Annotated in this window: 5 protein-coding genes; all 5 read right to left on the bottom strand. The window is 72.0% G+C overall.

What is annotated here, in order from left to right; genetic code table 11:
- Positions 1-45: 45 nt before the first annotated feature.
- From SM447_RS26715 to SM447_RS26695, 5 genes are read right to left on the bottom strand one after another with little or no spacing between them, the layout of a single operon-like run.
- Positions 46-837 carry a thioesterase II family protein gene (locus SM447_RS26715; RefSeq protein ID WP_474575694.1) on the bottom strand — a complete coding sequence of 264 codons (792 nt, stop codon included), beginning with the start codon at positions 835-837 and terminating at the stop codon, positions 46-48.
- Positions 837-1,898 (bottom strand): Gfo/Idh/MocA family oxidoreductase, encoded by a 1,062-nt coding sequence (locus SM447_RS26710; protein WP_474575638.1) that lies wholly within the window; start codon positions 1,896-1,898, stop codon positions 837-839. Before SM447_RS26710 ends, SM447_RS26715 begins: the two co-directional genes overlap by 1 nt.
- Complete coding sequence (locus SM447_RS26705) at positions 1,895-2,980, bottom strand: saccharopine dehydrogenase NADP-binding domain-containing protein (protein ID WP_474575637.1); 1,086 nt, start codon at positions 2,978-2,980, stop codon at positions 1,895-1,897. Before SM447_RS26705 ends, SM447_RS26710 begins: the two co-directional genes overlap by 4 nt.
- A complete protein-coding gene (locus tag SM447_RS26700) occupies positions 2,977-8,481 on the bottom strand; it encodes a non-ribosomal peptide synthetase (RefSeq protein ID WP_474575636.1) in 5,505 nt (1,834 codons plus the stop codon). Before SM447_RS26700 ends, SM447_RS26705 begins: the two co-directional genes overlap by 4 nt.
- The gene (locus tag SM447_RS26695) at positions 8,478-15,542 is read right to left on the bottom strand and encodes an amino acid adenylation domain-containing protein (protein WP_474575635.1); all 7,065 of its coding nucleotides are present in this window, start codon (positions 15,540-15,542) and stop codon (positions 8,478-8,480) included. Before SM447_RS26695 ends, SM447_RS26700 begins: the two co-directional genes overlap by 4 nt.
- Positions 15,543-15,845: the final 303 nt, after the last annotated feature.

Genomic DNA, 15,845 nt, shown 5'->3' with positions numbered 1-15,845 from the left:
ACCAAAAGATGCCGGTGAAACCTAAACCTGTTTGGATCTGATGGATCACGGCGTCGACGGCCACGGAGCTGCCAGCGGGAACCGCGGCCGCACGTCCGCCAGGACCGCCCGGACCGCCGCGACCGGCCGGTCAGCGACGTAGAAGTGATCACCCTCGATCACCTGGGAGCGAAAGTCACCGCTGGTCTGCTCCCGCCAGGCAGCCGCCTCCTCGGGGCTCACCTCCGGATCCCGGTCGCCGCAGAGCGCGGTGATCGCGGTCCGCAGCGGAGCCCCGGAGGTGGGCCGGTACCGCTCGATCAACCGGTAGTCGGCGCGCAGGCTCGGCAGCACCATCTCCCGCAGCCCCGGCTGGGCGAGCAGGGACTCGTCGGTCCCGCCGAGCCGCCGCAGGTCCGCCAGGAGCGCGTCGTCGCCACCCTCGTGGACGGCGGTGTGACGCTGCCGGTGGGGAGCGGGGCGGCCGGACACGAAGAGCCGCAGCAGGGGCTGCCCGATTCGCTCCTCCAGCCGTCGCGTGACCTCGACGGCGACCGCCGCCCCCATGCTGTGTCCGAAGACGGCCATGGTCGGCCCGGCCATCGAAGCAAGGGCAGCCGCGATCGGGTCGGCCAACTCCGGCATGGTCACCGCGCACGGCTCGTCAACGCGGTCCTGCCGGCCCGGGTATTGGACCGCCATGAGCTCCACATCCCTCGGCAGCAGCCGTGCCCATCCATGGTAGAAGCTCGCGGCCCCGCCGGCATGGGGAAGCGCCACCAGCCGTACCCGCGGCCGCCCGCCCGGTGCGTCCGCGGTGGTGAGCCGGCGCAGCCAGCGTTGACCACTTGTGATCATCACGGGACTTCGACCTCCTTCACCGACAGCGGTCGGGGTGCGGGCCCGTCGAGTGACTCCGGCGGACCGAGACGGCGGCTCGCGTCCCGCCAGACTCCGGCGACGGCGAGTTGGGACTGCCCGGCCGTGAGCGGGTCGGCGCCTTCCCGGGCCGCGCGGTGCAACCCGGCCAACGCCCGGCCGGCAGCCGCCGGCCACAGCTCCCCCACGACGCTCCGATAGCTGGGCGCCTCGGCCGGGCCGAGTGGGCTGGCACTGGGGTAGTCCAGGTGCTCACCCGGACTCTCGTCCAGCCGGCTGACGGCCTTGCCCTGTTCCGGAAAGTGCGGACGAGGGCTCCAGATGAGCGGGCCGTGGGTGTTCACGAGGGTCAGGTTTCCGCCCGAGGCGTAGACATTGATCCGGTGCAGCAGGTGGGCGTGGTTGTCCGGGTCACTCAGGTGTAACTGGTTCTGCACCCGTAGCGTCACCGGCACCCCGTGCACCTCCCCGACCAGGGTGGCGAACCCGCCGACGGACGGCACGGTCTCCGCGAACGACCACGGACGAAGCCCGCCGAGCATCAGCCGGAGGATGTCGAACAGGTGATAGAAGACCTGGAGCCCGCAGGTCGCGTCGAGATGGAGCAACGGCTGCTGGGCGGCGAGCGCCCGGGTCACGGCGATGAACCGGCGGACCGGCTCCACCTCCACGTAATGGGTGCTGACCTGGTACATCACCCCGGCCCGCCGGGCGGTACGAAGTGCGTCGGTCAGCTCGTCCTGATGCAGCGGCCCTTCCTGAAGGACATGGATGCCGCGTCCCATCAGCCGCTGTGCGAGTTCGGTGCCGGCACCGCCGTTCACCCCGGCGTAGACTGCGACCACCGCGAAGTCGATCTCCGAGGGAAGATCGTCCACATCGGTGTAGAGCGGCACCCCGGCGCGCTGGGCGCAGGCCACCGAGCGGGTGCTGCCACGGGCCAGTACACCGGCCAACCGCAGCGACGGCTCGGCACGTTCGAGGGCGCGCAGATAGACCCGGCCGAAGCCGGTCCCGCAGACCACCACGTTCCCGGTCACAGCGCACCCTCCTCGACCGCCGCCGGCCGATCGACCAACTCCAGCTGGCGGACGCTCGGCGCGACCGCCAACCGCTCCATCACCCGGACCGGATCGAGCACCTCGCCCGCGTGGTGCGAACCCGGCGGCACCTGACCGGCGAGCACCGCCCGGGCGGCGAGCGCCGCCGCCTCCGCGGTCAGCCGGTAGCTGTCCGCCGCCCGCAGCGCCAGGGTCCGCGTCACCGGGCGGCCCTGCGCGGCACCGTCGAGTTGCAGGACGATGAGCTGGTACGTCGATCTGCCGAAGGTTTCCAACTCGGCCGCCCGCACCAGCCGGTCAGCCGCCGGCTCGATCTCAGCGGGATCCACGGTGCTCAGCGCCCGCAGCGCCTGCTCCCCGTCGAAGACGTGGTACCAGCGCACCTCGGCGAGCCCGATCGTGGCCGCCAGCCGCTCGGCCTCGGTACTGAGGAACGGATGCGCGGTGACCCGCCCCGGGAAGTACGGCAGCTCGACCCGGTCCAGCGGCGTCAACGCCCCCGGCACCCGGCGGCCGCCGAGCCACGCGGCCAGCGACCGACCGTCGCCCTCGACCATCCCCGCCACGTAGTCCCGTGCGGCGCCCGGAGTGAAACGGTCCCGCCCGCCGGTGTAAGCGGTCAGCCGGTCGAACCGGTCGAACCCCGCAGCGGCCAGCGCCCGGGGCAGCACGAAGGTCAACCCGGGCGTCATCCCCGCACCCACCACCACCCGGCGGCCGGCAGGCAGGTCGGCGTACCGGTGCTCGCCGGCCACCCCGACGTAGTCTGCCCCGGCGGCCACCGCCGCCCGCACCACGCCGGCCTCGGCCCGGTACGCCGGACCGGTGCAGTCGACGACGACGGCGCACCCGGCGGCGAACTCGCTGAGGCGGTACCGGTCGGCGGCGTCCACACGTGCGGTGGCCTCCCGAGGTATGCCGGCCTCCCGGGCAACCTCGGCCAGCGGCCCGGGCCGCCGCCCGCCGAGGCGCAGCCGGACATCCGCCGCCGCCAGCAACTCGACCACCGCCGACCCGACCGCCCCGTAGCAGCCGAGCACGCCGACCACCGGGATCGTCACCGCGCCCCCCGGTGTACCTCGGACAGTACGTCGGCGACCCGTTGGACGTGCGGTGGCCGCAGGCAGGAGAAGTGGTCGCCGGGGACATCCACCACGGAGAGGTCGCCCAGACAGACCTCCCGCCAGTAGTCGGTCATGTCTTGCCGCAGCCAGGGCAGGAATCCGGTCTCGTCCCGCTCCCGCAGAAACGTGATGTCCCCGGCGTACGGGGTGGCCTCGTGCCGGGTCACCGCGCGCATGCTGTGCCGGTAGAGGTCGTAGAGGCCGCCCAGCTCCACCGGGCCGGCCGCTTCCGCGGCCTGACCGGCCAACAGCTTCTCCACGGCGGCGAGTCGGCTCTGCTGAGGCGTCTGCCGCAGCGCCGCGAACTTCGCCGCGGCCCCGGTCAACGCCGGGTCGTCGGTCAGCCCGTCCAGCGCCCCGCTCGGGACCCGGCCGGGGGTGCGCGCCAGGACCTCCTGGAAGGCACGCGCGGTCGCCTCGTCATCCGGGTAGCCCAACGCCTCGGTGTCGAGGTCGAGCAGTCGGGCGAAGACGTACTCCAGCACCAGCTCGTCCTCGATCGTGTGCGGCAGGCTGTAGCTGCTGATGATGGTGAGGCTGGCCACCGTGGCACCGGACTCAGTGAGCTGCCGAGCGACCTCCAGAGCGAGCAGACCGCCCATGCAGTAGCCGACGACGTGGAACCGGACGGCACCGGTCTCGACCAGCCGGCGGGTGTAGTCGCTGGCCCGGCGCTCGACCAGCCCGACCGGGTCCTCGGCCTGGTACTGGTCGTCGCCGGTCACCGCCAGGCCGACCACCGGGCCGGAGCCGTCCAGCATGGGCACCAGGCTCCGGTACGCGGCCAGCGTCCCGACCCCGTCGTGCACCAGTACCCGCACCGCGTCACCGGGGGCGTCGACCAACGGCAGCAGGGGAGAGCGCCGCTCCGCCGGGGCGCTCGGATCGACCGGATGTTGACCGGCCCGCAGGTGCTCCGCGAGCGCGGCCACCGTGGGCCGGTTGAGGACCACCCGAAGCAGGGTGTCGTACGGAACTCCGCCTGCCTCGGGCACCTCCTCCCGGAGCCGGCCGGCCAGCCGCGCGGTCAGCAATGAGTCCCCGCCCAGTTGATAGAAGTCCTGCTCCCGGCCGACCCGGCGCACCTGGAGCAGGTCCGCCCAGACCGTGGCGATCCGCTGTTCCAACTCGTCGGCAGGGGCGGCGTCCACCGGCTGGGCGGTATCGCCGTCCCGGACGATCCAGCCGGCCAGTGCCGCCTGGTCGATCTTGCCGTTGCCGGTCAGCGGCAGCGCGTCAACGATCTGCACCTGGGCCGGGAGCATGTATTCGGGTACCCGCTGGGCGCAGTGGCGCAGCAGGTCGACCGGTCGGACGTCGGCGCGGTCCGCCTTGAACCGGGCGGCGAAGACGTGCTGGCCGAGCGGTTCGGTCACGCCGCCGGCACCGGGCAGGTCGAGCAGTACGTCCGCGCCGGCGTCGGTGAGCAGTCCCCGCCACTGCGCCACGTCCAGGAAGGTCTGGTCCCGGCCGCGCCGCAGGTCGTCGTAGTCCCACTTGGCCGGATCCTTCTCCGGCATCATGAACTCCATCGACGTCATGATCTGCACGTTCTCCCGGGTGGTCTCGATGAAGACCAGCCACCCACCGGGAGCGAGCAGATCACGGAGCCGGCCCAGGACCACCGCGGCATCCCGCGAGTTGTGCAGAACGTTGGCGCAGAGCACGACGTCGAAGCTGTTCGGCAGATAACCCTGCGCCCTCGGGTCGGTGTTGATGTCCAGCAGCCCGTACGACGCCCGGTCACCGAAGCGCTGCTGCGCCTCGGTGAGGAAGAACTGGGACACGTCGGTGAAGAGGTAGTCCACATCTGCGTCGGCGAGGGCCGGGATCAGCACGGTGCTGGTGCCGCCGACACCGGCACCGACCTCGAGCACCCGCAGCGTCTTCGGTCGGGTCTCGGTCAGCTCGCGGAGCAGGCCCACGACCGCGTGGTTGACGTATCGGCTGATGACGTTGTCCCGGTAGGCGGCGTAGGAGATGTCCAGCCGTCCTTCGGGGAAGAGCAGCGGCAGCGGGTCCAGCTCGTCGCGCAGCAGTCGCGGCAGCGACTCGGTGCTGGTCCGGAAGTAGTCGATCAGCTTCGCCGGATACTGGTCCTCCCGCTGCAGCTCGTCCACGGCCGCCCAGGCGTCCGACAGATCGCCTGCGTCGATCCGGCGGCAAGCGGCATACCGGCCGTCGCGTTCGGTAAGCAAACCGGCCCGGACCAGGGCGTTGAGCCAGCGCCGGACCAGCCGGTGGTGCCGGGGAGCGGTCTCGGTCCGGTCGAGGATCTCCGCCGTGTCGTGCGTCTCCTCCGGCGAGCGGAAGAGGCCCTGCTCCGCCAGCGCGTGCAGCATCCCGAGCAGACCGGCCCGGTCCAGCCGTCGCATGAACTCGGCCAACTCGGCCGCGTCGACGGCGTCGGTGGTCGCCTCGCCGGCGGTGGTGGCGGCGGCGAGCAGGCGGTGCCGCTCGTCGTCCGGACGGTCCGCCACTCCGGCTGCGGTCTGTACGAAGGCGACGAGCCGTCGACGCATCGCATCCGCACCGTCCACCAGCACATGCGCCGCCGCGACCCCGTCAGCGGTGGCCAGCGCCGCCTCGACCTCGGCCAGCTCGATCCGGTGTCCCCGGATCTTGACCTGGCGGTCCTGTCGACCCAGGAACTCCAGTGTCCCGTCGGGGTGGTAGGTCCCGACATCCCCCGTACGGTAGAGCCGGCCGTGTTGCGGATGGTCCACGAACCGCTCGGCGGTCCGCTCCGGGTCGCCGAGGTAGCCCAGGGCCAGTCCTGCCCCGCCGATGTGCAGCTCCCCCGGGACGTGGTCCGGGCTGGGACGCTGCCAACGGTCCAGGACATGGAAGCTCTGGTTGGTCAGGGGCCGGCCGTACGGGATGCTCGGCCAGGCCGGGTCCACCTCGTCGATCGGGTGGAAGATCGACCAGATCGCCGCCTCGGTCGCACCGCCCAGGCTGACCATGCGCAGGCCGGGCAGCAGCTCCCGGACCCGGTCGGGGAGGCCGACCGGGATCCAGTCCCCGCTGAGCAGGGCGAGCCGCAACGCGTCGAGATCCGCCCGAGGTTCCACAGCCAGGTAGTCGGCGAGTAGCTGCAGCTGTGCGGGTACCGAGTTCCAGACGGTCACCCGGTGTTCGGCGAGCAGCTCCGCCCAGTGTGCCGGGTCGCCCCGGCGGTCGGCCGCCGGCAGCACCAGCTGTCCGCCGAGGCCGAGGAGCCCGAACAGGTCGTACACCGAGAGGTCGAAGCCGAGCCCCGCGAGGGCGAGCACCCGGTCGTCGGCGGTTACGTCGAAACGGCGGTTGACATCGTGGATCGTGTTCAACGCCGCACGGTGCGAGATCATCACACCCTTCGGCGTACCGGTGGAGCCGGATGTGTAGATCACGTAAGCCAGGTCGTCCGGCCCGCGGCCGGGACTCGGGATGTCAGCCGGGCCGGTGCCGGCAGAGACATCCAGGGTGTCAACGAAGAGCGTGCCCGCGGGAGGCGGCGTCGGCGACCAGGACTGGCCCAGCACCCGCCGAACTCCGGCGTCAGCCAGGATCCGGTCCCGGCGGGCCGGCGGCTGAGCGGCATCCAGCGGCAGGTAGGCGGCGTCGGCGAGAAGCACGCCGAGCACCCCTACCACCTGCTCCCAGCCCTTCTCCATCGCCAAGGCCACGATCTCCCCCGGCTGGCAGCCGTCGGACCGCAGCGCGGCGGCCACTCCCGAGGCCCGGCCGAGCAGCTCCCGGTAGGTCATGTCGCCGCGGGATCCGGTCACGGCGACCCGGTCCGGGTACCGCAGAGCGGCCGCGACCACGTCGTCGGTCAGCAGCCCTTCGGGCAGTGGGCCGGCGGTGTCGTTGGCGGCGGCCCTGGCCCGATGCTGTGCGGGCGGGATGTCGATCGGGGACGGCAGCTGCCAGGCCCCCGGTTCGGTGGCGAGCCGGTGCAGCAACGCGGAAAGCTCGCCGAACATGTCGTCGACCACGCCGTCGGGGAAGATCCCCTCCCGGACGTCCCAGCGAACGGTCAGCGCACCCCGATCGACCATGGCCTGGGCGTCGATCCAGACCTGCGGTGTCTGGCTGCGGCCGTAGCCGACGGTGCCGCTCAACCCGGCGGCGGGCTCCGGCTCGGACTCCTCGCCCAGCCCGAGGGTACTGGTGAAGACGACCGGCATCAGCGCCGCCGACCGGCCGCGTTCGCGGGCCAGTTCCCGCATCACCGACACGCCACTGAACTGGCGATGGTCCATGTCCGCCCAGAGCCGGTCCTGCACCGCACGGGCCCGCTCGGCGAAGCCGAGCTCCGGCATCGTCTCCACCGCCAGGAGGCTGACCGTGGTGAAGTCACCGACCACCTGCCCGATCTGCGGATGCACCGGCTCCCGGTTGAGCAGGGTCAGGTTGAGACAGAACCGGGGGTTGCGGCTCCACCGGCCGATCACCTCGGCCACCGCCGCGAGTACCGCGGTCGAGGGCGTGAGCCGCTGCTCCCGGGCCGCCCGCTGGAGCACCGTCCAGTGCTGGGCTGGAAGGGTGGTGGCCAGCCGGCGGAACCGGCCAGGTCGCCGCTGATCCGGGCGGCGGGCATGATCGGCGTCGCCGCTCTGGCGGAGCGGCAGCTCCGGTGCCCCCGGTAGCTGGGGCAGACGGTCCATCCAGTACGCCCGGTCCCGCTCGTACCGGCTCCCCTCCCGGTTGCCGCGTTCGGCGAGCAGGTAGTCCCGGAACGTGATCTCCAGCTCTGGCAGCTCCACCCCGTCGTACGCCTGGTGCAGCTCGTCGAGGAGCACCTGGATGCTCAGGTAGTCGGCGATCAGGAAGTCCACCGAGACGTGCAGGATGGTCCCGTCGTCGGTGCGGGTCAGTCGCAGCTCGAAGAGCGGCCACTGTCGCGGGTCGTACGCCCGGTGGTCCAGCTCGTCCCGGGTGGCGCGGAGGGCGGAGCGTAGCTCTTCCGCGGCGGCTCCCCGCAGGTCGGTCACCATGATCCGGTACCGGGGCACCTCCGGCCGTACCTGCTGGTGTCCGTCGAGGTCGAAGCCGGCGCGCAGCATGCCGTGGCGGCGCACCAGCAGGTTCCACGCCTCCTCCAGCCGCTCCGCATCGAGCGACGGATACTCGATCTCCGCGTAGACCTGGCAGGGCACGTCGCCGTAGTCGAAGGCGTCCCGCCGGCCGAGCAGGTACGCCAACTGCACGTCGGTCAGCGGAAACGGCTCGTGCTGGTGCTCCGGATCGGGTGTCACGGTGGCGGTCTCCGCGTCCAGGCACGCCAGCACCGCCTCCCGGTTGGCGGTGAGCAGTTCCCGACGCTCCGGGGTGAGTACCCCCTTGGGCGCCCGGAACCGGAGCTGGCCGTCGTCCGCCCAGAGCTGCATGCCGAGATCGCGCAGGTCGGCGATCAGCTCGGCGGGCGTCAGTGTGGTCGTCGAGCGGGTCATAGCGCGCCTTCCTCGAAACCGTCGATCAGCCGTGCCGTCCCGGCGACGGTGGGAGCGGCGAAGAGCTGCCGCAACGAGATGTCCACCCCGAACCGCTCCCGCAGCGCCGTGGCGAGCCGGGCGGCGAGTTGACTGTCCCCGCCGAGAGCGATGAAGTTCTCCTCCCGGCCCACGCCGGGCAGGTCCAGCAGCCGGGCCCAGATCTCCGCGACTGCCTCCTCGACCGGGCCCCGAGGCGGCTCGCCGGGCTCGACCGGGGCACCGTCCTCCTCGGCCAGCTTCTCCAGGGCGGACCGGTCGACCTTGCCGTTGGCCGTCAGCGGCAGTTCGTCCAGGAGGAGGCACACGCCCGGCACCGCGTAGCTCGGCAGCCGGGCGGCGACGAACTCCTCCAGTCCGGCAAGGTCCTCGTCGCCGCAGCCGGCTTCGGGGACGCCGAAGGCGACCAGCCGGGGCGGCCGGCCGACCGCGACGGCGGCGGCCGCGCTCAGGGTGGGGTAGGCGGCCAGCGCCGCGGTCACCTCGCCCAGCTCGATCCGGTGCCCACGGATCTTCACCTGCTGGTCGGTCCGACCGAGGAACTCCAGCGTGCCGTCGGGCCAGTAGCGGCCCAAGTCCCCGGTGCGGTACCAGCGCTCCCCGGCGTAGTCGACGAAACGTTCCCGGGTGCGTTCCGGGTCGTTGCGGTACCCGGCGGCCACTCCGGCGCCCCCGATCCACAGCTCTCCGGCGACCCAGTCGGGGCAGTCGCGGCCCCGGTCGTCCACCACCCGGTACCGCTGGTTCCGCAGCGGCAGGCCGTACGGGACGGCGGTCCATGACTCTGGCACCTCGGTCACCTCGACGGCGTTGGACCAGATGGCGGCCTCGGTGGCTCCGCCGAGCGCCACGAACCGGCACCTGTCGAACGCCATCGCCACCCGGCCCGGCAGGTCCACCCCCACCCAGTCGCCGGAGACCAGCACCAGCCGCAGGCCCGGGGCCTGGTCGTCGTCGGACAGCGCCACCAACAGCATGTCCAGCAGCGCCGGGACGCTGTTCCACAGGGTCACCCGGTGTTCGCGGCACAGTCGCAGCCAGGCCTGGGGTTCCCGCCGCTCGCTCTCGGCGGGGAGCACCACGGCACCACCGGCGGCGAGTGGCCCGAAGATGTCGTACACCGACAGGTCGAAGTCGAGCGCCGAGACGGCGAGGACCCGATCCGTCTCCCGTACCCCGAACCGCTCATTGACGTCGTTGACGGTGTTCCCGGCCGCGGAGTGGGTGAGTTCGACACCCTTCGGTTCGCCGGTCGAGCCGGAGGTGAAGATCACGTATGCCAGGCAGCCCGGGTCCAGCGGCACCGGCTCGGCCGTCGCGGTGGCCCGGACCGCGTCGGTGAGCGGAACCGTCCGTACCGTCTCCGGCCAGTCCCGGGGGGCGGCGTCGGTGAGGACCAGGCGCACCCCGGCGTTGGCGAACATCCGATCCCGACGCAGGGGCGGCTGCTCCACGCCGCAGGGCACGTACGCCGCCCCGGCGGCCAGCACTCCGAGGACCGCGACCACCTGCTCCGGCCCCTTGGGCAGCGTGACCCCGACCAGGTCACCGGGGCGGACGCCGTGCCCGAGCAGCGCACCGGCCACCCGCAGCGCCTGGCCGGCCAACTCACCGTAGGTGAGCTCACCGCCATCGCTGAGCACCGCAACCCGTTCCGGGGCCTCGGCGGCGCGCCGGAAGAACCCGGTGTGCAGCAACCCGTCGGGCACCGGTCCATCTGTTGCGTTCACGTCGGCCCGGACGATTCGCTGCTCGGGCGGAAGCAGCGCCGGCACCGGCTCCTCCCAGGTGCCCTCGGCCAGCCATTCCAGCAGCCGCATGTACGCCGAGAACATCGCGTCCAGTACGCCCGCCGGGAACAGCTCCTCGACGGCGTCCCAGACCAGCAGCAGGCCGGCGGCCCGCTCCACCACCTGGTGGTCCAGCCAGACCTGCGGCGTCTGCGAGATCCCCCAGACCCGTTCGGCGAACGAGGGCTCGACGACGACATCGTCGGTGACCCCGAGCGTGCTGGTGAAGACCACCGGCATGCTGACGTCGAGGTTGCCCCGGCGCCGGGCCAGCTCCCGCATCACCCACACCGCCGAGACATCGCTGTGCGCCAGATCCTCGCCCATCCTCCGCTGCATCCGGCGGGCGGCGTCGAGCCAGCTCTCGCCCGGTTCGGGTTGGTAACCCACGAGCAGCAACGAGGTGAAGTCACCAAGGACGGCATCGATGTCGGGGTGCACGTCCCGACGGTCGAAGAGGGTCACGTTGACGGTGAGGTCTCCCCGGGCGCTCCAGGCGCCGAGCACCTCGGCGAAGGCGGTGGCCAGGAGGGTCGAGCCGGTCAGCCCGTACCGCTGAGCCAGCTCCCGCAGCCGGCGCCACTGCGGCTCCGGGAGCTGCTGCTCCCGCCGCAGGAAGCGGGGTCGCTGGACGGTGGCGGGGTCCCGGGCCAGCGGCAGGGCCGGTCCTTCGGGCAGGTCGTCGACCCGGCGCGACCAGTACGACTCGGACTCGGCCCGGCTGGCCTCGTCCGGTCCCGCGCCGAGCAGATAGTCCCGGAACGAGACGCCGACCGGGGGTAGCTCGGCGTCGGGCCGGCGGTAGAAGGTGTCCACCTCGCGCATCAGGATCATCGCGCTGAGCGCATCGATGAGGATGCTGTCGATGCTCACCGCGAGCCGGGTCCGGTCGCCGTAGCGCACCGCCCGGACATCGAACAGCGGCCAGCGGCAGGCGTCGAGGACCTGGTGCGACATCGCGTTCCGCTGCTGCGCGAGCACCTCCTCGGCGTCGCCGGACCCGACCTCGACGACCGGGATCTCGAACCGCGGCACGCTGGCGAGAACCTGCTGCTCGCCGCTGGGCAGGAAGACCGCCCGGAGCATGTCGTGCCGCTCGATGACCCGGTTCCAGGCGTCGGTGAGCCGCTCCAGGTCGATCCCCGCACCGTCGTACTCGGTGTAGAAGTGGCAGCCGACACCACCCAACGCGAAGGTGTCCGTCCGACCGATCCAGTAGGCCCGCTGTACGTCGGTCGGTGGGAAGGGGTCGTACCGGTGCTCCGGATCGGGCCGCAACGTCGGCGTCGGCCGTTCCGGGCCGCCGTGCCGGAGGCCGGCGGCGAAGCTGGCCAACTCGGCGGTGTGGAAGAGCCGGCCGAGTTCGGCACCGGCGAAGCCCGCAGCGTTCAGCCTGGAGATCATCCGGGTGGCGAGCAGGCTGTCCCCACCGAGTGAGAAGAAGTTGTCCCACCGGCCCACGGCGGCCGTACCGAGCAGTTCCGCCCAGAGCTCGGCTACCGCCTCCTCGATTCCACCCCGCGGCGGCTCCACCGGTGCCGGTGCCGTGGCATCCTCGAGGAGGCCCGCGAGGGCCCGGCGGTCCACCTTTCCATTGCTGGTCAGCGGCAGTTCGGGGACGCTGGTGATGCTGGCCGGGACCGAGTGGGTGGGGAGCCGTTCGCGGAGGAAGGCGAGCAGTTCGTCCGTACCCGCGCCGCCCGCGCACGACCAATCCTCCTCGACATCGCCCGCTGCGGCCTTCGGCCGCGGGACGATCGTCGCGGCCAGGCGGGTTGGCTGGCCGACCGCCAGCACCACGGCTGCGGCAACCGCCGGGTGGGCCAGCAGCGCGGCCTCGACCTCGCCCAGCTCGATCCGGTGCCCACGGACCTTCACCTGGTGATCGGTTCGGCCGAGGAACTCGAGGGTGCCGTCGGGCCAGTACCGGCCCAGGTCGCCGGTGCGGTACCAGCGGGTGCCGGCGACGGTCACGAAGGAGCGCTCGGTCGCCTCCGGGTCCCCCCGGTAGCCGGTGGCGACCCCCAGGCCGCCGATCCACAGCTCGCCGGGGACCCAGTCGGGTCGGTCCCGGCCCTGCTCGTCGACGACCCGGTACCGCTGGTTCCGCAGCGGACGGCCGTAGGGAACGCTCGGCCAGTGGGCGGGCACCTCGGCCACCTCGATGTGGTTCGACCAGATCGCCGCCTCGGTGGCGCCGCCGAGGGCGACGAACCGGCAGCCACCGGTAGCCGTGACGGCGCGTCCCGGCAGGTCGAGGCCGATCCAGTCGCCCGAGACGAGCACCAGGCGTAGCTCCGGCAACGTCCGAGCCGGCCGATCGGGGTCGCTGGCGGCGAGCAGCAGCATGTCCAGCAGCGCTGGGACGGTGTTCCAGACCGTCACCCGGTGGGTGCGGCAGAGCTCGGCCCAGCGGTACGCGTCCCGCCGTTCACCCTCCTCCACCAGCACCAGCGCCCCGCCGACCGAGAGCAGTCCGAAGATGTCGTACACCGACAGGTCGAAGTCGAGTGCCGAGACGGCGAGCACCCGGTCGCTCCGGTCCACGGCGAACCGCTCGTTGACATCGTCGATGGTGTTTCGCGCCGCGATGTGGGTGATCTCCACCCCCTTGGGCTCTCCGGTCGAGCCGGAGGTGAAGATCACGTACGCCGGGTCGGTCACCGGTACCGGGACGCAGCCGGCGAGGGGTTCCCGGGCCGCCGTCGTCGCGACCGGCACCGGCTCGACCTCGTCCGGCCAGCCGACGGCGTCGCCATCGGTGAGCACCACCCGTACCGCCGCCCGACGCAGCATCCGGGCCCGGCGGGCCGGCGGTTGCTCCAGTCCGGCCGGCAGGTACGCCGCCCCGGCGGCCAGTACGCCGAACACCGCCGCGATCTGCTCCGGGCTCTTCGGCAGGGTCACCCCCACCACGTCGCCTCGCCCGATGCCCCGGTCACGCAGGGCAGCGGCGATCCGCAGCGAGCGGTCGGCCAGTTCGCCGTAGCTGACGACGTGGTCTGCCGCGATCAGCGCGGTACGACCCGGATCGGCCGCTGCCCGGTCGAAGAAGTCGGCGTGCATCGGGCGGTCCGGCTGCCTCCCTTCGGTGGCGTTCGCCGTGTCGCGCACGGCGGACTGTGCCGCAGGGAGGAGCGCGGGGGACGGTTCGTCCCACTCGCCTCGGGCCAGCCAGTTCAGCAACCGCAGGTAACCGGCGAACATGTCGTCCAGTACGCCGGGCGGGAAGAGCTCCGCCACGGCGTCCCACACCAGGTACAGGCCGCCGTCGCGCTCGGTCACCTGGTGGTCGAGCCAGGCCTGCGGAGTCTGCGACAGCATCCATCCGAGCCGGCCGAAGGTCCGCTGGACCTCCTCGCCCACCAGGTCGCCCATGCCGATCGCGCTGGTGAAGACCACCGGTGCCGGAGAGCGGTCGCCCGGTCGGGTGCGCGTGAGGTCCCGGAGTACCTCGACCCCGGTGTACGCGCTGTGCCCGATCCCGGCTCGGAGCTGCTCCTGCAGCCCGCGCACCCGCTGCCTGAAGGAGCTGGGCTCGCGAAGGTCGACATCCATCGGAAGCAGATTGGTGAAGTCGGCGACGATCCACGCCACGTGGGGGTCGACGACCTCCCGGTCGAAGAGCGGCAGATTGAGCAGAAACCGCTGCTCGGTGCTCCAGGCACCGAGTACCTCGGCGTAGGCGGTGGCGAGCACCATCGGCAGGGTGACGCCGTGCTGCCGGGCCAGGTGCTCCAGCCGCCCCCGCACGGCCGGTTCCAGCAGGTGGTCGCGCCGCTGGAACCGGGTCGTCTCGACGAGCGCCGGCTCGACGGCGAGCGGTAGCTGCGGACCGCCCGGCAGGTCGGGCAGGCGCGCCTGCCAGTACTCCCGGTCCCGCCCGCGAGCCTGCCGGCGGCGGCTCTCCTGTTGGGCCAGGTACGTCGGGAAGCCGTACGGCAGCGGCGGCAGATCCGCCTGCGCGCCCGCAAGGTAGAGGCGGGTCAGGTCCGCCAGGATGATCTGGATACTGAGGACGTCGGCGACGAGCAGATCGAAGTTCAGATGCAGCCGGTGGCGTCCGCCGGGCAACAGGCTGAGACGCAGGTCGAATACCTCGCCCAGCTCGACGGCCAGTCGCCGGTGCGCCAGCCGGTCCCGCTCCGCGGCCAGCTCCGCGTTGACCTCGGCCGCACCGACGGTACGCAGGTCGTGCACCACCAGACCGGGCCAGGTCGGTTCGGGCTGGATCTGCTGGGTGCCGTCATCGAGGAACCGGGCCCGCAGCAGGTCGTGCCGCCGCAGCAGGGCACGGACCGCTTCCGCCAGCCGGTCCGGGTCGAGCGGCGCGGTGCCGTCGGCTCCGCCACCGTCGAACTCGACGTAGAAGTGGCAGCCGACTCCGCCGAGGACCTGGTCGTCCCGGCGGCCGATCCAGTAGGCGTGCTGCACCGGGGTCAAGGGGAACGGCTCGGTCTCGTCGATCGGGTCGCCGTCCGCCGGCTCGGCCGGTCCGGTCCCGGCTCCGGTCCCGGCAGCCGTGAGCAGCTCCCACCACCGGTTCAGCACCGGCTCCGCGACCAACTCCGCGAAGGTCAGCTCGGTGCCGCTCCGCCGCCACTGGTTCACCAGCTGCATCGTGCGCAGCGAGTCGAGCCCGAGCTCCACCAGGTCGACGTCCGGGTCGATGTCGGTCGGTTCGACCCCGAGCAGGCGGGCCACGTCGGTACGCATCACCTCGGCGGTCAGGCCGGGACCGGCCTTCGTCGGGGAGGTGCCCGAGACCGGTCTGCCACCGGCCACGGCTGGCGCTGACGGCTCGTCGGCGCTGGTCGTGGCGGATCGGTCGCCGCCGGGCCGAGCCTCGTACCGGTACTCCACAGTGAGCTCGCCGGCCCGGAGCCGCCGCAGCACCTCGTGCCGCCACGGAGCGGTGCCGCCGCTCGTGCCGTCCGGTCGGTCCGAACCGTTCAACTCCCCACCGGGGACCAGGCAGACGGTGCCCGGGGCCAGTCCATGCCGATCCACCACGGCACCCATGACTCGGCGTGCCAGCTCCGGTCCGCTGGTGCCAGCCGTTTCCAGGATCAGCGTCAGCTCCCCGCCGTACTCCGGCTGGATGGCGCAAACGTTTCCGGCGGCGGCCACACACTCACGCACCGAAGCTTCGATCTCCCGCGCGTCGTAATGCACACCGTGCAGCTCGATTGCGTATTCGCTGAAATTGACCTCGCGGTATCTGTACGACACCCGGCTCACGGTGCCACGGGATCGGTGTCCGCTCAACTCGACAAGTGACCGGGGAACGCCTGTCTGCTACTACGCGAGGTGCCCGGACGGGTACCTAGGAACACCTAACTTTCCGAGCGTCGCCCGCCTCGCCGCCGTCCACCGGCGCCGCTCTGAACAGCAGCGATGCCGGCACATAGCATACTTCCCGGGAGCCTACATCCGGTGGCGGATAAAAAAATGTCTGAGCCGCCTGAGGTATCGCATCAGACACTTGCTGCCCACATCTGGGGCAATCTACGGTCGAGATCGAATTCATTTCTT

The organism is Micromonospora aridisoli (assembly GCF_056150025.1).
Note: the sequence above shows the minus strand (reverse complement) of the source record. Positions and strands in the feature narration are given on the sequence as shown.